The sequence below is a fragment of the Collinsella sp. AM41-2BH genome (assembly GCF_003468085.1).
In the GTDB taxonomy this organism is placed as follows: domain Bacteria; phylum Actinomycetota; class Coriobacteriia; order Coriobacteriales; family Coriobacteriaceae; genus Collinsella.
Map to the genome: position 1 here is coordinate 1 of NZ_QSGH01000021.1, position 18,026 is coordinate 18,026.

Genomic DNA, 18,026 nt, shown 5'->3' on the forward strand with positions numbered 1-18,026 from the left:
AGTGCTTTCCTTTGCGTGCGGAACTCGCGACAAACTTAACCCCCGCCCCCAGCCCCGGAGACCCTCCCTGCCGTCACTTTCTTCAACCAGTTCTTGTTGCTCGCCGCTTCGCGGCTCGGCGGCCCCGTTCTCCGTGGCGGGGTTGTCTTAGATTCTTGTTGGGACTCTGCCTTTGGCTCAAAGAAAAACGGGAGATGCGTTGTGCATCCCCCGTTTTTGTTGCGGTTAGTCTAGGTCAATAAACTTGGTACTTATGACATGGCCGTCTTTGACGAGCATTCTGGCCATGGTGGGGCCTCGGGTGCCTCTGGGGTAGCTGGCGCTGCCCGGGTTGAGGACTAAGCAACGGCCTACTTGGGCTTCTTTGGTTACGTGGGTGTGACCGTTGATGGCTACGTCTACGGATCCCACCGGAAGGTCTTCGCGGTAGTGGGCTACGGCGAATTTGAGGCCTTCGTAGGTAAAGAGTGCAAGACGGTCTACATCGGGGCCGTAGTCGCGGTAGTAATCGTTGTTGCCCAAGACGGCCCGCACGGGGGCGATGGTGCATAGGTGCTCGTAGTCCATCTCTGACGTGAGGTCGCCGGCGTGGATGATCAGGTCTGCGCCCTCAAGCTCATCCAAGAGCGCAGGCGATAAATAGCCGTGGGTGTCCGAGATGATGTCGATACGCTTGGCGCTTGCACTGTTCATGGGATCCCTTCCGCAAAAAACGATTCGGCAGATACATACAAAAAAGGCCCCACGGCTCCGCAGACGATGGGTCTACAGGGCTGCGGGGCCAGCGTGCTAGAGACTCAGGGCCTTCTTGAGCGGCACGACGCGGCGGCGAGAAACCGGCACGCGTTCGTCGACGCCCGTAATGCCCAGCTGGATGGCGCCCGAGGGCACCGTCTCGACGTCCGTGACGCACGCTAGGTTGACGATATAGCGGCGGTGAACACGGAAGAAGCCAAAGTCGCAGAGCTTGGCCTCAAACTGCGCCAGCGAGGTCGTCGACAAAAAGCGATCATCGACGGTATAGATGCAGGAGTAATCGTCCTTTGCCATGATAAAGCGGATGTCATCCACGGGAATGAGCACCTTGCGGCCGCCCTTTTCCACCGGGATACGCTCGATGGTCACTTTGCTGTCCGTAACCGGCTTGGCGCGTTGCATGACCTTCTCGATCGCGCGATCCAAGCGAGCTTCCTCGACAGGCTTCATCAGATAATCGACGGCATCGACGTCGAATGCCTCGACCGCATGGTCGCTATACGCAGTCACAAACACGATCGCCGGCGGATTTTTGAGCTTATGCAGCGCCTCGGCAAGTTGCAGGCCCGAGGCACCGGGCATCGAGATATCGAGAAACACGACATCCACGCGACTTTCCATAAGCATCTCGATGGCGGAGCGGACGCTCGACGCCTCCGTGATCGTGCCGATCTTGCCCGTTTGCTCGAGCAGGAAGCGAAGCTCCGAGCGAGCCGGCGCTTCATCATCCACAATCATCGCACGCAGCATAGGGATAAAACCTTTCGTCAACTAACTACGCCGGGCATCCGTCGCATGACGTTGAGCCCGTAGCCTTTTATTTTACTCTTGAATGTCAAAGATGCTCTCTGACAAATCAAGATGAAGAAGCACTTTGGTGCCCTTGCCCGGCGCCGATTCGACACGCGTATAGGAGTGCGGCCCAAAAAAGCGATGGATGCGCTCCGAAATATTGTGCATGGCCACACCGGCGCCGCCACCCTGGGGAGAGCTGGCGTCGGGACGGGCAGAGCGCTCGTCAAACAGTCTGGCGGCGGTACCCTCATCCATGCCCACGCCATTATCGGCCACGGCAATCAAGATTGCATCCTCGCCGTCTTGGTGAACGGTCACGTCGATCCTCAGGGCGTCGTCGTCGCCCATACCATGACGCACGGCGTTCTCGACAATCGGCTGGATCACGAACGCCGGCACCAGCGTATCTTCCACGTCCTCGGACACATCGAACGTCGCAAGCACGCGGTCCTCGCCAAAGCGGGCCTTCTCAAAGGTAAGGTAGCGCTTGGTCTGTGCGACCTCGCGCGAGACCGGAATAAGCGATCCCGAGTTGTCGAGCGTGGCACGATAGAACGATGAGAACTCACGAAGCAGTTCGCGGGCCCGCAGCGGGTCGGTGCGCGTAAACGATGCAATGGTGTTCAGCGTGTTGAACAGGAAGTGCGGGTTAATCTGCGCCTGCAGCGCACGCACCTCGGCGCGCGCCGTGAGCTCCTTTTGCACCTCGAGCTCGTGGATGGCGAGCTGTGTGGACAAGATCTCGGCAAAGCCCGAGGCAAGCGCGTACTGGGTACGGTCGACGGCGCGCGGGGTCTTGTAGTAGAACTTGAGCGTACCGACGGTACGATCGCCCACCTTGATGGGGGCGATAATGCCGGCGGGGACTTGGTTGTGCGAGCCGTCCGAGCCCACGACATCCACCATACGGTTGAACGACTGCACGATGCCATGTTCGATAACGTAGCGTGTGGCAAGCGTGTGGATGGGAGTATCGGGCAGCAGTTTTTCCTCAAACTCGCCCGCGCAGGCAAGCACGTTGCCCTCGTCGGTGATGGCCACCGTCATGGCGCGCGTCTCGGGCAAAATGCGCCGGCACACCAAACGCGCCGACTCCTGCGTCAGACCGCCCTTAATGTCCTCGAGCATGGCCGAGGCCACCGAGAGCGTCTCCTCGGTGTACTGGGAGCGCACCGAATCGGGATTGAGCGTCAAAAAGATAAAGATGCACAGAAAGATGCACAGCAGCGCGCAGGCAATCACCGTGGCGATCGGCTCGATACCGGTCACCAAGGCAAAAATAAAGTACACCAGCACGCAAATGGCGCAGGCAACGGCAATGATGCGAAAGATTGATATTGAACTATCGCGCTGGGCGCGGCGGTCGATCATTCGGCCCCCTCCAGGATACTGATCAGTTGTGCGTCACGCCAAAGCCCGTCCATGATCTTGGGCCAAAAGCTCTGGAAACGCAGATAGCTTGCAGCGTTTTGGCGCGCATAGGCCTTTGCCTCGTCGATACCATGGCGCCAGATGCGCAGGTAGCCCTCATGCTCGCGGGTAAACACGCTGCGGACCATAGCGGTCTTGCGCACGCGGTCGTCGAGCTCGCGCGAAATCCACGGGCCCGGGTAGGGCATGAGCGATGCCGCCGTAACGGGGATGAGCTCCTTTTGATGCGCGGCGAACGTCAACTTGGCCCGTTCGTAGTACCAACGGTATACATCCTGCATAAAGCGCGGTGAGCGCTTTTCGGACTCCGGAGGCAGATGGCGCACGGTCCACTCGTTATCAAACCACACGTCGTAGCCAAACATACGCATGTTAAAGAGGTAATCCAAGTCCTCGCCGCGGGTGATAAACGGGTCAAAGGCCACACGCGTAAAGGCGCGGGCGTGCAGGGCCATCAGGCCGCCGCACACGTAGTTGGAGCGCGAGATGCGGGTGCCCGAGAGCGCCTTTTTCATCCAACGGTTGAACTCGATGCGCTTGGTCCACCAACGATGGCAGATGCCCGCCTTGTCCGTGGGAGCCAGCGGCGAGCCGTCGCGATCGTAGAAATAGCCGCTCTTGACCAAGATCGGCAAGCCCTGACGCGTCTGCTGCCCCAACGCATAGGTCGCGCGCTTCATAAAGTCGGCGTCGATGACAGCCTCATCGTCATCCAAAAAGATAACCGCGTCATGCCCCAGCACAGCGGCACAGGCTAGCCCCATGTTGCGGATGGCACCGTAGCCTCGCAGGCTCACGCACTCGCCCGAACCCTTGGGCGCGATCTGAGCAACCCGGTCTGCGATGCGCGAGGCCTGGGTGTTGGTGACAACGGTGACCTTGAGCGTGGGATGCGCGTCGACAATCTCGTGCACGCGCAGCGACACATCGGCTGTGGCAGAAACAGGACAGACCACCAAAAGGATGATGCGCGGGATGTCGCACACTTGCTCAAGCGAGGCCAGGCAGCGGTCGAGTTCGGGATTGTCGGCGTTGAGTCGCGTCGAATGGTCATAGGTGCCAGGGGCGTTTGCGCAAGCGTCATCGCCCGCCCAATACGTTGGAATCACGACCGTGGCGTTCATGCCTTACCCTCCCTGCAACACAAAAACGGGACGCCGCCAAACACAGGCGACGCCCCGCGACCTAGCTGATTCCATCATACCCACTTGGACAAATCATTGCTCGCAAGTCGCAATGTTTATTGCGGATAACCCCAAAAGAGTACCGTGGACAGGCACAATAGCCGCTCGCTCCTATGCGGCATGCCCTGCCGCCCGAGTCATGCGGGACAAGCGGACCAGCAGCATAAAGCCCACCACCAGCAGCACGCCGATAGACAGGACGCCCAGCGAGGGGTTGCCGGTCAGCGAGGTGACGACCGACACCAGGAAGGTGCCCATAACGCTTGCATAACGACCAAAGATGTCAAAGAAGCCGTAGTACTCGTTGGACTTTTCCTTGGGGATAATGCGGCCAAAGTAGCTACGGCTGAGCGCCTGCACACCGCCCTGGAACAGGCCGACCATAATGGCAAGCACCCAGAATTCAAAGGCGGTCTTTAGGAAGAACGCGGCGAACAGCACAATCCCCATGTAGGCGGCGACCGCCACCAGGATCATGTTGAGCGTGCCCACGCGTCCGGCGAGCTTGCCGTAAATGATGGCAGACGGAAAAGCAACAAACTGCGTGACGAGCAGCGCCAGGACCAGCTGCGTCGAATCGATGCCCAAGGCCGATCCGTAACTGGTGGCCATAGAAATGACCGTGTGCACACCGTCGATATAGAAGAAGAACGCGATCATGTAGACCAGCACGGTCTTGTTGTGGGCGATCTCGCGCATGGTGTGTCCGACCTCGGAGAACACACCGCCCACGATGTGGCCGATGGTGTCCTCGGGACCACGCTCGCGACCGTACTTTTGCTTATAGGTGCGAATGAGCGGCAGGGTAAAGATGAGCCACCAGGCACCAGTGATGATAAACGACAGACGCGTTGCCAGCATGGTGGGGACACCAAGAGCGGGACCACCCATGATAAGCGCCAGGCAGATGATGAACGGCACGGTGGAACCGATGTAGCCCCAGGCATAGCCCGAGCTGGACACGACGTCCATGCGCTCGTCGGTGGTAATGTCGGGCAGCATGGCGTCGTAGAACGTCATAGAAGAGTTGAGGCCGATGGTGCACAGCACGTACACAGTCAAAAATGCCATGGCGGACATTGGGATAGCCTGCGCCAGGCAAAGAACCAGGCCCGTGAGGAAGAAGCCCAAGAAGAACTTGATCTTGTTGCCGGCGTAATCGGCAAGCGCGCCCAGAATGGGCATGAGCATGGCAATGACCAGCGAGGCAATCGTCTGCGCGTTGCCCCAAGCGACCACCAGGTCTGCCGAGGAAGCGCCGGTATTGATGGCGTTAAAGTAGATGGGCACCACCGAGGTATTGAGCAGCACGAGGGCCGAGTTTCCCACATCGTACATGACCCAGTTACGCTCGAGCTTGGTGTATTTCATGGACAGGGACCCTTCGTATTCGCCCGATATGCAGCTAGTTCATCGTACCCCAATTGCACGGAGGCGCCGGTAAGGATTCGGCAAAGGGGCACGCACGAGCCCTACTCCTCGCGGTCGAACTCTTCGTCGGCGCCGAGCACGCGACCGCTGTAATTGACATGGTTGGTCACGGCTTCCATATCGCCGGTCTCGATAAAGCGGGCGACCGTGCACTCGTAATCGACCAGCGCGCGGTCAAAGACCTCGGGGAAACTCTCGTTCGAGACCTCGTCGGTAAAGGGGTTCTTCCATGCCAAGTGGCCCAGGTTGCCGGTACGCTCGGGCAGCTCGGTCGTCACACGGTGCGCAAGGCCGTCGAGCAGCGAATAATCGTGCACCAAGCCCTCGATCAGGGCAATCGCGCGCGTCTTGGCCGAACCGGCCGGCTCGATAGTGCGGTAGAGCAGCTGCATGTCGGCTACGGCGCCGGCGTACTCCCCCGCCGGGATGTCGATACCGTACACGCGCCCGGCGACGTAGCTCATCAGCACGCCGGCAACACGATTGATGCGGTCGGTCGTGACGATCTCGCCCGCCGGCGGATAATCCTCGACCGTTGCCCCATCGCGCTTGAGCTGCAGCATCAGCACGTCCAGGTCGCTTTCGAGCACGGCGTGAACTTGGCTGCCCGAAGCCTCGAGCTCGGGATCGGAGTCCACAATGCCAAACTGCTGCTCGTAGACAAAGGGGTGGGCATTGCGGTCGAGCACATAGTGAGACAGCAGGCCCAGCGCAAAGGCGCGACCCAGGTTGGCATCGCGCGGTTGCAGGTGCGACACGCCGTCGCGCAGACACGAGAACTGGCGCGACATACGCGAGCGGTGCATGACCTGAGCAAGCAACGTGCAATCGGAAACGCGCGGCGTGAGCATGTGGAAGAAAAACGGGTCGGGGCCCTGGTTGCCCAGGATAAAGGCAATACGCTCCTCGTCGGACGTGATAACGCCCTGCGGAAGACGGTCGATGCTTTCCTCGCCAAACAGATGATGCGTAATGAGCGCAGGCATAATGATCCTTTCGATTTCATTCGATGCCACCCATTATGCCCACCGCGCGCCCGTGCCAAACCTGCGGCGGTAAACGGTGGCGTGCGGACCGCTTACGCAAGCCCCAGGTGCGTCTTAACCTCGGCGGCGCGACGGCGGGACACGGGCACCGTCGAGGTCACGCGATCGAGCCTGAGCTCCATCAGGCCCGTGGAGCCGATCTCGACATTGTGCACGTCTTCCAAATTGACCAGATAACTGCGGTGGACACGGATAAAGCCCTCGGAGGCCAGGCGCCGCTCGAGCGAGGAAATCGACTCATTGATCAGGTATGTTCCCTCGGCGCAGACGGCGTTGCAAAAATCGGCGCGTGCCTCAAAGTAGCAGACATCCGCCACGGGAATGAACACCTTTTTACCCCCACGATCCACCGTCAGGCGCAATGGCTGGCTCGGAGCATGGACGACACGGCGAGCGCCCAGAGCGGTCTCGATCTTGTCGAGTGCCTTTGACAGGCGGGCATCCTCGACTGGCTTGACGATGTAATCGACGGCATCGAGGTTATAGGCATCGGCCGCGAACTCTGCAAACGCCGTCACAAACACCACCACCGGCGGCGTCTTTAGGTTTTGCAGGGTCTCGGCTAGCTCAATTCCCGAGCGGCCGGGCATCGTGATATCCAAAAACAGCACGTCGGGCTTGTTCGACAGAATCGACTCCACGGCCTCGGTGACATTGCCCGCCTCGGCAATCTGTCCCACACGTGCATCCTTTTCCAGCAGATAACGTAGCTCAGCCCTAATAGGAGGCTCGTCATCAACCACCAAGATGTTCCATCCCTCGGACATATGCGCTTCCCCTCTTTTTTCTCTCAATCCAACCGCGCGCTACACCTTCATCGGCGCCGGCTCATGCGGCTCGCCGTTCAGCTCGACGATGACCTGCGTCCCCACGCCCTCCTGGGACTTCACGCGCATGCCAGAATCTTCCCCGTAAAAGAAATGGATGCGCTGAAGCACGTTGAAGAGCGCCAGGCCGCAGCCTCGCTTGATGGAGCCGTCGGCGGTAATGCTCTCGGGCTCCTCTCGGCGATGCTGCTCAAACAGGTGCGCGCAGACTTCTTCGCTCATACCGATGCCGTCATCTTCGACGATGATCTCCAGACCGTCATCGGTCTCAAAAGCCCCAACACGAATAGAAAGCGGCTCGGTCTCGCGCTGGGCATGCTTGATGCAGTTTTCGAGCAGCGGCTGTAAGATAAACGGCGGCACCATGCTGTCGCGCACCTCAAAGTCGATGTCGACCGAAACGCGCAGACGGCCGTCGCCATACCGGGCCTGCATAAGATTGATATAACGAGTGCCCTGTTCCACCTCATGCTCGAGCGTGGTGAGCGTATCGGAGTCAGAAAGCGTCTGACGATAGTAATTGGAAAAGTCGATCAGCAGCGATCGCGCCTTGTCGGGCTCGGTTCGCACGAGCGACACGATAGTGCTGATGGTATTGAACAGAAAATGCGGGTCGACCTGCGACTGCAGGGCGCGCAGCTCCACGCGGGCCGTAAGCTCGTCCTGGCGCTCGAGCTCAAAGCTGGCGAGCTGCGTGGAAATGAGATCGGCAAAGCCCGAGGCTAACGCCGTCTGGCGCATATCGATGCTGCTCAGGCGGGGATAGTACAGCTCGAGCGTACCCACGCAATGCCCGCGCACGGTAAGCGGTGCGACAATACCGGCGCGCAGGCGGGGAAAATAGCCACCCGTCTCATTGGAGGTGTCACGCGAAAACACGCTCTGCTCGCCCGTCTCAATCACACTGAGCGTGGTCTCGAGCACGACCGGGGTGCCGGCGGGACACTTTGTCGAATCCTCGCCCCAACTTGCCAACACCTGCTTGCCGTCGGTGAAGCAGATGGCCGAGGCGATAGTTTCGGACAGAATGATTTTGGAGGCGCCCAGGGCAGCTTCGGGCGTAAGGCCACGCGACGTGTAGGCGAATATTTTTGATGCGATGGCGAGTGTACGGTCGGTTGCGCTCGATGTGAGGTCGTCGGGGACCACAAAGACATACGAGAAAAAGAAGCACAGCATGACCAGGCCGGCAATAACGACAACGCCCGGAACGGGATTGGGATTATCGGTTAAATCCCAGATAAGCAACAGGATAAGCGCCGGAACGACAACACCGAGCAGGATGGCCTGGACCACATGCTGGGCCGTACGAAAGACCTTGGTAGAGTTGTAGCTCTTGACCAGAATCAGCCTGTTTAAATCCACCGTCATCCCCTTTTATCTACCGCACCCATAGCAATAAAGAGGGCCGCAAGCGACCCTCTCCATTGCATTATGCAATCAAAAACTGTGTTTTACATCCAGCCATCGACAAACGGTATCTTAGGCGCTGTATTTGTTGGCCTCGCCAAAGGTGCCAGCCTCGACGATCCAGCCGTCCTTCATGATGACGTCCATGTTGTCGGTGTTGAGCACGTGGATGTCGGCGGCGACGTCACCGTTGACGACCAGCAGGTCGGCGCACTTGCCGGCCTCGATGGAACCGGTCTCGTCCTCGATGTGGCACATCTTGGCACCGTTGAGGGTGGCGCAGGTGATGGTCTCGACCGGGGTGAAGCCGATCTTGTCGACAAACTCGTACATCTCCTCGATGGAGCAGGTGCCGTACGGGGTGACGAAGGAGAAGGAGTCGGAGCCGATCGTCATGACGACACCGCGCTTCTTGGCCTCGCGCAGGCAGTCGTAGTTGCGCTGCAGCTCCTTCTCGACCAGGGTGCCCTCGTACTTGTCGTGCAGCTCGGGGACGTAGACGGGCGGATAGGTGGCGTACCAGGTGGGCAGGAAGGCGATCGTCGGCGTGAAGAAGGTGCCCTGCTCGGCCATGAGGTCCATGGTGCGCTCATCGATATCGAAACCGTGGATCAGCTGCTCGCAGCCAAAGCGGACGGAATCGTAGGCAGCGGCGTGGTTGTTGTAGCAGTGGCTCCACACGGGGATGCCGACCAACTTGGCCTCTTCGATCACGGCCTGGATCTCCTCGGAGCAGTAGTGCTGGTCGCGACCGGAGTCCCAGCGCCAGATGCCGCCACCGGTAGCCCAGATCTTGATGGCATCGGGGTTCTCGCGCAGGCGACGACGGACGGCCCTACGCAGATCCCAAGGACCGTCGACCTGATCGCCCCAGGGGTGCGATTCCTTGTTGAGCTCCTGGCTGCAGTGGTGGGAGTCACCGTGACCGGCAACACGGCAGAAGCCGAGTCCGGTGGCCAGAACGCGCGGGCCCTTGAAGACGCCCTTGTCGATGCAGTCGCGGATCTGGATACCAAAGCGGCCGATCTCGCAGACGGTGGTGAGGCCGTGGGTGAGGCAGTCGTAGGCCTGCTTGACGGCGACGGCCTGCTTCTCGAGGAGCGGCTGCATAACCCAATCGGTGTCATCGTCGGTCAGGTTGCCCGAGAAGTGCAGGTGGGTGTCGATCAGACCGGGAAGGACGGTCTTGCCGGCGGCGTCGATAACCTCAACGCCCTCGGGAAGGTCCTGCATAGTGCCGGCGTACTCGATCTTGCCGTTGTCGTCGACGAGAACGAGGGAGTTCTCGACCGGCTCGGCACCGGTACCGTCGATGAGCTTGCCGCCAACGATTGCATACTTAGTGGACATGGTTCCTCCTTATGGATCCATATAGTGGGCGAGGCCGTGTTGGGTTAAGGCCTCACAAAGCTACCCAAGTGGTGCCGGGTTCGGTGCGCGGGAGAGAGGATTCCGCGCACCCGATCCGCCCCGGCCAGGCGTTACTTTTTGCGGGAATTGGTGAAAGCCATGAGGGCCAGGCCAATGGCCAGCCAGCCGATCACGATGCTCCACTCCACCATGTTGAGGGAGGCGGGAGAGAACGGGATCACGAGCAAGCCGATGATGACGGCGCAGGCAGCGACAGCGAGGCAGATGCCAAACTTGCCGCCGGGCACCTCGTAGGGACGAGGCAGGTCGGGCTCGGTGAAGCGCATGCGCAGGCAAGCGAGGGCGACCATGCCGCAGGAGAAGATGAAGGCGAGAGCCGACACGTTGGTCAGAGGGATGAGCATGTTCTTGCCCAGGAACGGACCGACGACGGTGATGACGCCCAGAACGACGCAGGCGAGCTTGGGAGCGCCGGACTTGGGATCGACCTCGGCGAACTTCTCGGGCAGCTGGCCCTTTCGGCCCATGGCGAGCATGATGCGGCTCGTGGCGCCGTAGAAGGAGTTCATCGGGCCCATGGGTCCAAGCGTGGCGATGACGAGCATGGCCAGGTACAGGAGCATGTTGATGCCCTTGAGGCAGGCCAGCGCGGGAACCGGGCTCTTAACAAACTCATGCCAGTCGAGGATGGTGCCGAACGAGTAGATGCAGACCATGTAGAAGCCGCCGGCGGCCAGCAGGGCCAGGGAGATGATCTTGCCGAACTTGTTCCAGTTGAGGCCCTCGGCTGCTTCCTCAGCCTGCTGAGGAATAGTATCGAAGCCGGCGTAGAAGAACGGGGTCAAAACCAGGACCGACACGATGCCGGCGAACAGGCTGGTGCCCTCGGTAGCGGGCTTGCCGCCGCCAGCACCGGTGACCTGGGAGAACACGGGCATGGCGTGTTCCGGCGAACCGGTGAACAGCGAGACACCCATGGCGAGCAGCATGCCGCAGAGCAGAGCCTTGGTCAGGAAGGCCTGGAGCTTGGCGGCCGAGCTGGCACCGCGGAAGTTGAGGAAGATGACGTAGACTGCAAAGCCGAGCGCGATTAGCGTCGGGAACAAGTAAACGTCGGCGCCCAAGATGGTGTAGAGATTGACGGCGCGCAGCCACTCAAGACCGGGCAGGCTGCCGAACATCTCGGACACGAGGGTCGAGATAGCGATTGCCTCCCACGGGCACAGGATGCCGTTGCCCAGGGCCAGAAGCCAACCGGTGATGTAGCTCAGCGTACGGCCAAAGCTACGGTCGACATACTCGACGATGCCGCCCGAGATGGGGATAGCAGCCGTGAGCTCACCGAAAACAGCTCCGACGGGCACGAGGAAGATTGCACCCAAGAGGAATGCGATCATAGCGGGAACGGGACCACCGCCCACGACCATCCAGTCGCCGACCTGCAGGACCCAGCCAGTTCCGATGATGGCACCGAAACCGATGGTGAAGAAGTTCCAGAGCGAAAGCGTTTTCTTCATGCCACCGTTACCTTCGACTGCAACTTCTGCGTTCTTGTCCGCCATTGTTCCCCTCCTTTCCTTATTGACGCCTCTTTGACGTCACCCTTTGCGCGGTCTGTTTTGCCGCGCGCTTTTATTTCGTGGCTTTACAATACGGCCTTGGCACAGCAGCGCCGCTTGTGGCTCGACCGAAGGCAGAACTGCAAAACGAGCGGCGCCGTTTTTGGGACGAACGGCGGAAGACGTCATTCGTCTTGGACGCTTTCATCTTGTCTGCTTTTGAAGACCTGTTGCCGTGACGCTTGGCGCGCGGCGCGGCAACGTTCATACCATTTGTCAGGCTTTTGGCGCACATGCCCATGTGTCGTGCATCTTTTTATGTAGGATAGACAAGTTACACATGAGGCAAGGTGATTCGAATGGCATACGGATACAATGACGGCGACCAACGGCCACAAAGCGTGCGCCTTGCCGGCCGCACCACGCCAACGCCCAGAAGCACCTCCGACAACGACAGCCCGCAGCGCCCCCAAGAGCAGCTCGGGGCTTCTTCGCGGCAACAAAGCCGTACCGTGCAGCAGTCAGACCGCATGAGTACGAGCACACGCCAACGCCAGACCGACACATCGCAGCCACGCCGCTACGATCGCCGTAAGACCGACTACTACGTTAAGCGCTCCTTTTCGCGACCTCAACGCGATCGCGGCAATTCCGCCCCTCACCCCGCGTCGCATACCACAAGCCACGTGCTTCCGGCCCGCCGCCTACGCCTTGCGCTTTGCTCCATTGCCGCCTGCCTCGTCTTTGTGTTTTTGGGATCCTGTATCTCCCACGGATCAGCCGGTCTTGAGCCCACTGCCGAGGACAAGCTGCTTAAAGCTCCCGTCGCACCCGGCTACTCATTTGCTTTTTCGACCCCGCGCTCGCAGTGGAGTGCCGGCACCATGCCCCACATCTACCAAATTGACCCCGCATGGTCGGAGCTGCCCTATGCCGGTGGCACTATTCGCGAAAACGCTTGCGGTCCCACTTGCCTCACCATGGTCTATATCTTTAAGACCGGCCACGCCGATATGACGCCGGTCGATATGTGCGCCCTTTCCGAGGCGGGCAACTATGCCCCCACCGGCGCCACCGAATGGTCATTTATGACGCGCGGCGCATGGCAGCTGGGCCTTAACGCAACGGAGCTCCACAACGATCGCGAATCGATTACCCAAGCACTTCGCTCGGGTGCGCCCGTCATCGCCGCAGTGCGCCCCGGCACCTTTACCAACGTGGGCCACTACATTGTGCTTTACGGTATTGACGACGCCGACCAGATTCAAGTCTTCGACCCCAACTCGGCCAGCCGCAGCGCCCGCCGCTGGGGCGTCGTAGAGGTCCTCAACGAAGTCGAAGCCATGTGGGCCTACTACTAGTCATTGGGCACTCATTGGGGACAGACTTGAATGAGTGGCCCCAGACTGCCCGGAGCCGCCGGCACGGAAGGCGCATCCCGCTTTGAAGTTCGATAGCGGGATGCGCTTTCCGTTAGCGGCCTGCTTGGGAAACTGAGAGCCACTTTTCGGCATATTTCCGGGATGCATTTTCCGGTTGAGGGCCTCAAAGGAAACTGCACCCGTTTTGGACTACTCATTTAAGTCTGTCCCCAATGACTAGGTGAATAGCAAAAGCCCCGCAGTCGGAGCGGACTGCGGGGCTCATGAAGAGAGGCTAGTTTGTGGGCGCTTTGCCTGGCGCCCACGAGAGAGGCAACAGAGTAGAGACTACTCGTGGATGCGGGTACCGGAGAGGCCGGCCATGGTCTCGGCGGCCTTGTCCAGAGCGCCGATGATGCAGGTGCGGCCCTTGCGGGAACGGGCGAACTTGATGGCAGCGCGGACCTTGGGCTCCATGGAACCCTTGCCGAACTGGCCCTCGTCGGCCAGGCGCTCGGCCTCGTCGGCGGTGAGGTCCTCGAGCTCCTCCTGGTTGGGCTTGCCGAAGTTGATGGCGACATGCTCGACGGCGGTCAGCAGGAACAGAACGTCGGCGTCGCAGTCCTCGGCCAGCAGCTCGCCGCCCAGGTCCTTGTCGATGACGGCGGGAACGCCCTTGTAGCAACCCTTGTTCTCGTAGTCGCGGACGACGGGGATGCCGCCGCCACCGCAGGCGATGACGATGAACTCGTTGTCGAGCAGGTTGAGGATGGAGTCAGCCTCGACGATCTTCTTGGGATCGGGGGAGGCGACGACGCGACGCCAGCCGCGGCCGGAATCCTCGACGAAGACCTTGGAGGGATCCTCGGCCATGAACTCCTTGGCCTGCTCCTCGGTGTAGAAGGGACCGATCGGCTTGGTCGGGTTCTTGAACGCAGGGTCGTCCGGATCGCACTCGATCTGGGTGACGACGGTGGCAGCGTGCCAACGCTTATAGCGCTTGTGCATCTCGCGGCCAATGCCCTGCTGCAGGTGATAACCAATGTAGCCCTGGGACATGGCGCCGCACTCGGGCAGCGGCATCTCGGGGGTACCGATGGCATCGTGGGCAGCGGCGAAGGCGTTCTGGATCATGCCGACCTGCGGGCCGTTGCCGTGGGTGATGATGATCTCGTTGCCCTGCTCGATGAGACCGAGGAGAGCGTGGGCGGTGTTGCTCACGGCCTCGATCTGCTCGACGGGGTTGTTGCCGAGGGCGTTGCCGCCGAGGGCGACGACAATACGATCGGGCTTGCCAAGAGGCTTAGACATTGCTGGAATCCTTTCTGTAAAAGGCCTACAACCCATTAATAACCCGCGTCCGTGCGATACGCGAGTTTATTAAGGTTTATATTCTCTTTATCGCTCATTTTATTCATTTTGAAAATAGCGGAACGGTGAACGGTCGTTTTTATCCGCTCAGCGTACAGAACCCCAGCTCAGACATATCTACGCCATTTACGTGCAACTTTATTTAAATGCAGCGAGGATTATGTCGGATTATGCAAACTACATCTCTGCTAAACACAAAACGGACAGCGCAATATCTTACTCGCACTATACGAGATTCTATGCACTTATAAGTTGAGTATGCACCCCTGCAAAAACAAGGGGCTTTTCATCCAGCATAAGGAATAATCAATCGCGTCTCACCCTTCGGCAAGCGACCGAGAGCGAACTGCGGTTTGGCCATGCGGGTCTGACCAAGGGTCCAAAAAACGAAATAGGAATATTGCTTTCGCTCCTCAAGCGTGATACTTTAGCCGAGTACAGCACGGGCTGGGGCGGCAGGCGTCTGTCGTGAAGTTTGGGTTCGGCGACCCCGTAGCTGTCTTCTCCTTTATCCGCCAGCGAGCCCCTTGAGCGACGGATTGAGGAGGTCCTTACTATGACAAAAATGCTCAAGATTACGCTGAATGGTGAGACGTTTCTCGCCGACATGCTCTGGGACAAAGCGCCCGAAGCATGCAGACTGTTCGAAGCGTCCTGTCCGGTCGAGTCGCGCATCTTCTCGGCAAAGATTTGCGATACCGAGGTGACCTATCCCGTATCGGGCCCCATCGCCAACTACGAGCACATCGAGAATCCCGTCTTTAACGAACCCGCGGGTGCGGTGAGCTGGTACGGCGGCTGGTCTTCGGTCTGTATCTTCTTTGATGTTTGCGAGCCTTTTGGCACCTGCAACATGTTTGCCCGCATCTGCGAGGCCGACCGCGAGCGCTTTGCCGCCGTCTGCCGCAATGTCTGGGACAACCAAGGCATGTACATTAAAAACGAAATCGTCGAGATCGAAACGGAGGCCTAAAGATGATGGATATCAACACCCTGCTCACGCTCGACCTTGCTGAGTACACCACTGCACTTGAAGCCCTCGCCGACCAAATGATGCTCGAGGAGCCCCGCGACATCGACCTGATGCGCCGTCGCAAGCTCGACACCGGCCGAGAGTTCGCAGTATGGAACTTTACCGTCGGTTACTGCATGAACGCCGCCGATGCCCTTTCGCTCCTGCGCGCCCAAGCAACCGAGAACGCCAACGGCGACACCGCCAACTTGGCCACCCTCAATAACAGCGCCGCGCGCCTGCGCGACTGGTTCTCGGGCGCCTTCGACGTCACCGGCAAGATGGACGACACGACCGCCATCCTCGCCCGCAGCCGCGATCTCTACACCCTGGTCGAGACCCGCGAGCAGTTTGCCGCCCTCACCCGCGCCACCGAGCGCTATCTGGTTCAGCTGCAATTTTGGGTCGATCGCCAGATTCCCTGGCCGGCCATCAGCGACCTGGTCCACGGCTACCGCCTACGCACCGAAACCGGCGAGACAAGGTAAGCCGAACTAGCAACACCAACAACGCCCCATCGCGGGATCAAAAACAGCAACCAGGAGGCTGGAGACGCAAATAACGACGTCCCCAGCCTTTTCGCAAAGTGCCGTGCTGGTTCGATGGCTTTGAGACCTAAGCGAATCTTTGCTATTTTCCAATTTTTGTATGATTTGGGGCATTTCTATTTGCCATTTTTTGTATGATTTAGGTCAATTCTATTTGCCAATTTTTGTCATTTGGGGGTTTTAATGCTACGCCGTAAGGTCACTAATAGGCTTTTGAACTGGAAAAATAACTCTCATAAGGCATTGCTTGTTACCGGTGCGCGTCAAATTGGCAAGAGCTATGCGATTCGCGCGTTTGGAAAGAGCAACTACGCTTCGTATTATGAGGTCAATCTGCTACTTGATGCCGAGGCAAGAGACGTACTTGTTGGCGCTAAGAACTCCATTGACTTCATCAACCGTGTGGCCCTTCTTGCGGATGCACCGCTTGTTGAAGGAGACACGCTTATCTTCGTCGATGAGATTCAGGAGTATCCGCAGATCGTTACACTTATGAAGGCGCTGGTCGAGGACGGACGCTTTAGCTATGTCTTCTCGGGGTCTATGCTTGGGACTGAGTTTAAGGGGATCTCTTCTTTTCCGGTAGGGTATGTCGAGCACATTGTTATGCGACCGATGGATTTTGAAGAGTTCTGTTGGGCAAACAGCATCAGCGAGAATGTGCTTGCAGATATTCGCAGCCGCCTTGTCGAGAGACGTCCCGTCGAAAACTATATTCATGAGGCGATGCTCAAAAACTTTAGAGCCTATATCGTTTGCGGCGGCATGCCGGAGGTCGTTCAGAACTATATCGATTCGGGCTATTCGCTCGTGAGAACGCGTGAGCTTCAAATTCAGCTAGTCGATCAGTACAAAAGCGATATCTCTAAATATGCATCGACTCGAGCGTTTAACGTTCGCTCCATTTTCGAGCAAATTCCCGTTCAGCTTGAGGCGGAGTCCCATCGCTTTATCGTCTCGTCTCTAGGCGAGGGAGCTCGTCTTCAAAAATACGAGCAGGATTTCCTATGGCTGGTGAACGCAGGCGTTGGATTGATGGTCCCCCAGGTGACGGAGGCACGAAGTCCTCTCAAGAGGACGGAGAAAACGACGGCCTTTAAACTATACGAGTCCGATACAGGTATGCTCGCATCGCGGTATCCCGGCAGCACGGCACGCGCCGTCTACCTTGACATGAAAACTCCCAACCTCGGCGGCCTCTATGAGAACGTGGTCGCACAGGAACTCGTTGCCCTCGGAGCAGATACGTGGTACTACCAAACGCGTGAGGTCGGTGAAGTCGACTTTGTAATCGAAGGCGCCCGAGGACATGTTGTCCCAATCGAAGTCAAATCGGGCAAGAAAGTTCGAGCACATGCAGCCCTCGACCGTTTGATGAGTGTGGGCGAGTACAAAATTCCCGAGGCCGTTGTGCTGAGCCACGAAAACCTTTGCAAAGAGGGCAAGATCCTTTACGTTCCAATCTATATGACATTCTGTCTCGATGAGTTTATGGAAAAGGACGACCCCAACAACGATTTCTCGTTTGCACCCATATCTCTCTAGGTCATCTGAGTCCGCAAGCCAGCCCCCACGCCCAAAGTACTGCGCCTTTCGCGCCAAAGGCGCGAAACAGCAAGGGGATAGAAGGCGGCGACAACCAACTCCCCCACTATGCCCAAAGTGCTGCGATGTTTCGCGCAAAGCGCGAAACAGCACTGGGACAGCAGAAGGCCACAATCAGCTAGCCCTCCATGCCCAAAGTGGCGCGTGGTTTCGCGGCAAAGCCGCGAAACAGCGACCGGGACAAAAGGCCCCGCCAACCACGTCCTTCATTCAGCCCCACAATCCGAGGACGTAGTCGTAGCAGGATCTGAGGGCCAACCTTCGCGGACACTCCGCAGGACGAAGGAACCCCCGCCGCACGTTGTGCGCAGCGGGGGTT

At 58.9% G+C, this 18,026-nt stretch carries 15 protein-coding genes; 4 read left to right on the forward strand and 11 right to left on the reverse strand.

The genetic code is table 11. The features are described from left to right. Nucleotides 1–225: 225 nt before the first annotated feature. The 10 genes from DW899_RS09125 to DW899_RS09170 all read right to left on the reverse strand — a co-directional run bounded on the left by DW899_RS09125 (nt 226) and on the right by DW899_RS09170 (nt 11,813). Nucleotides 226–693, reverse strand: a complete 468-nt coding sequence (locus DW899_RS09125) for a YfcE family phosphodiesterase (RefSeq protein WP_117564950.1) — start codon at nt 691–693, stop codon at nt 226–228. Nucleotides 694–789: 96 nt separating this feature from the next. Continuing rightward, nucleotides 790–1,506: a LytTR family DNA-binding domain-containing protein gene (locus tag DW899_RS09130; RefSeq protein WP_006235156.1), complete on the reverse strand. Its 717-nt coding sequence runs from the start codon at nt 1,504–1,506 to the stop codon at nt 790–792. Between the two features lie 72 nt (nt 1,507–1,578). Further along, complete coding sequence (locus DW899_RS09135) at nt 1,579–2,922, reverse strand: histidine kinase (RefSeq protein ID WP_117800757.1); 1,344 nt, start codon at nt 2,920–2,922, stop codon at nt 1,579–1,581. Beyond that, nucleotides 2,919–4,106, reverse strand: a complete 1,188-nt coding sequence (locus DW899_RS09140) for a glycosyltransferase (protein ID WP_117584172.1) — start codon at nt 4,104–4,106, stop codon at nt 2,919–2,921. Before DW899_RS09140 ends, DW899_RS09135 begins: the two co-directional genes overlap by 4 nt. A 171-nt stretch (nt 4,107–4,277) precedes the next feature. After that, nucleotides 4,278–5,537: an MFS transporter gene (locus DW899_RS09145; protein ID WP_117584173.1), complete on the reverse strand. Its 1,260-nt coding sequence runs from the start codon at nt 5,535–5,537 to the stop codon at nt 4,278–4,280. A 101-nt stretch (nt 5,538–5,638) separates the two neighbouring features. Continuing rightward, nucleotides 5,639–6,583: a zinc dependent phospholipase C family protein gene (locus DW899_RS09150; RefSeq protein WP_117800759.1), complete on the reverse strand. Its 945-nt coding sequence runs from the start codon at nt 6,581–6,583 to the stop codon at nt 5,639–5,641. A gap of 92 nt (nt 6,584–6,675) precedes the next feature. Beyond that, nucleotides 6,676–7,410, reverse strand: coding sequence for a LytTR family DNA-binding domain-containing protein (locus DW899_RS09155; RefSeq protein ID WP_117800761.1), 735 nt, complete (start codon nt 7,408–7,410; stop codon nt 6,676–6,678). 39 nt (nt 7,411–7,449) lie between these two features. Then, on the reverse strand, nt 7,450–8,835 hold the full coding sequence (locus DW899_RS09160) for a histidine kinase (RefSeq protein WP_233539957.1): 1,386 nt from the start codon (nt 8,833–8,835) through the stop codon (nt 7,450–7,452). A 117-nt stretch (nt 8,836–8,952) separates the two neighbouring features. Next, nucleotides 8,953–10,230: an amidohydrolase family protein gene (locus tag DW899_RS09165; RefSeq protein ID WP_117800765.1), complete on the reverse strand. Its 1,278-nt coding sequence runs from the start codon at nt 10,228–10,230 to the stop codon at nt 8,953–8,955. Nucleotides 10,231–10,361: 131 nt separating this feature from the next. After that, the gene (locus DW899_RS09170) at nt 10,362–11,813 is read right to left on the reverse strand and encodes an APC family permease (protein ID WP_117800767.1); all 1,452 of its coding nucleotides are present in this window, start codon (nt 11,811–11,813) and stop codon (nt 10,362–10,364) included. A gap of 356 nt (nt 11,814–12,169) precedes the next feature. Between DW899_RS09170 and DW899_RS10810 the strand changes: the two genes are divergently transcribed. Beyond that, nucleotides 12,170–13,171 (forward strand): C39 family peptidase, encoded by a 1,002-nt coding sequence (locus DW899_RS10810; protein ID WP_233539958.1) that lies wholly within the window; start codon nt 12,170–12,172, stop codon nt 13,169–13,171. A 348-nt stretch (nt 13,172–13,519) separates the two neighbouring features. Here DW899_RS10810 and arcC read toward each other — a convergent pair whose 3' ends face one another. Further along, the gene (gene arcC, locus DW899_RS09180; RefSeq protein ID WP_006235166.1) at nt 13,520–14,482 is read right to left on the reverse strand and encodes a carbamate kinase; all 963 of its coding nucleotides are present in this window, start codon (nt 14,480–14,482) and stop codon (nt 13,520–13,522) included. Nucleotides 14,483–15,098: 616 nt separating this feature from the next. On the opposite strand from arcC, the gene DW899_RS09185 reads away from it, so the two are divergent. The 3 genes from DW899_RS09185 to DW899_RS09195 all read left to right on the forward strand — a co-directional run bounded on the left by DW899_RS09185 (nt 15,099) and on the right by DW899_RS09195 (nt 17,647). After that, on the forward strand, nt 15,099–15,515 hold the full coding sequence (locus DW899_RS09185) for a DUF3830 family protein (protein ID WP_117790295.1): 417 nt from the start codon (nt 15,099–15,101) through the stop codon (nt 15,513–15,515). A gap of 2 nt (nt 15,516–15,517) precedes the next feature. Beyond that, nucleotides 15,518–16,042, forward strand: a complete 525-nt coding sequence (locus DW899_RS09190; protein ID WP_117800769.1) for a hypothetical protein — start codon at nt 15,518–15,520, stop codon at nt 16,040–16,042. Between the two features lie 243 nt (nt 16,043–16,285). Continuing rightward, nucleotides 16,286–17,647 carry an ATP-binding protein gene (locus DW899_RS09195; RefSeq protein WP_117800770.1) on the forward strand — a complete coding sequence of 454 codons (1,362 nt, stop codon included), beginning with the start codon at nt 16,286–16,288 and terminating at the stop codon, nt 17,645–17,647. The last annotated feature ends 379 nt before the right edge of the window (nt 17,648–18,026 follow it).

Excerpts from the sequence above, each read along its gene's own strand:
- DW899_RS09140 (WP_117584172.1), bottom strand. The coding sequence starts at position 4,106 with ATGAACGCCACGGTCGTGATTCCAACGTATTGGGCGGGCGATGACGCT.
- DW899_RS09130 (WP_006235156.1), bottom strand. The coding sequence starts at position 1,506 with ATGCTGCGTGCGATGATTGTGGATGATGAAGCGCCGGCTCGCTCGGAG.
- DW899_RS09195 (WP_117800770.1), top strand. The coding sequence starts at position 16,286 with ATGCTACGCCGTAAGGTCACTAATAGGCTTTTGAACTGGAAAAATAAC.
- DW899_RS09145 (WP_117584173.1), bottom strand. The coding sequence starts at position 5,537 with ATGAAATACACCAAGCTCGAGCGTAACTGGGTCATGTACGATGTGGGA.
- DW899_RS09150 (WP_117800759.1), bottom strand. The coding sequence starts at position 6,583 with ATGCCTGCGCTCATTACGCATCATCTGTTTGGCGAGGAAAGCATCGAC.
- DW899_RS09190 (WP_117800769.1), top strand. The coding sequence starts at position 15,518 with ATGATGGATATCAACACCCTGCTCACGCTCGACCTTGCTGAGTACACC.
- arcC (WP_006235166.1), bottom strand. The coding sequence starts at position 14,482 with ATGTCTAAGCCTCTTGGCAAGCCCGATCGTATTGTCGTCGCCCTCGGC.
- DW899_RS09170 (WP_117800767.1), bottom strand. The coding sequence starts at position 11,813 with ATGGCGGACAAGAACGCAGAAGTTGCAGTCGAAGGTAACGGTGGCATG.
- DW899_RS09165 (WP_117800765.1), bottom strand. The coding sequence starts at position 10,230 with ATGTCCACTAAGTATGCAATCGTTGGCGGCAAGCTCATCGACGGTACC.
- DW899_RS09135 (WP_117800757.1), bottom strand. The coding sequence starts at position 2,922 with ATGATCGACCGCCGCGCCCAGCGCGATAGTTCAATATCAATCTTTCGC.
- DW899_RS09155 (WP_117800761.1), bottom strand. The coding sequence starts at position 7,410 with ATGTCCGAGGGATGGAACATCTTGGTGGTTGATGACGAGCCTCCTATT.
- DW899_RS10810 (WP_233539958.1), top strand. The coding sequence starts at position 12,170 with ATGGCATACGGATACAATGACGGCGACCAACGGCCACAAAGCGTGCGC.
- DW899_RS09125 (WP_117564950.1), bottom strand. The coding sequence starts at position 693 with ATGAACAGTGCAAGCGCCAAGCGTATCGACATCATCTCGGACACCCAC.
- DW899_RS09185 (WP_117790295.1), top strand. The coding sequence starts at position 15,099 with ATGACAAAAATGCTCAAGATTACGCTGAATGGTGAGACGTTTCTCGCC.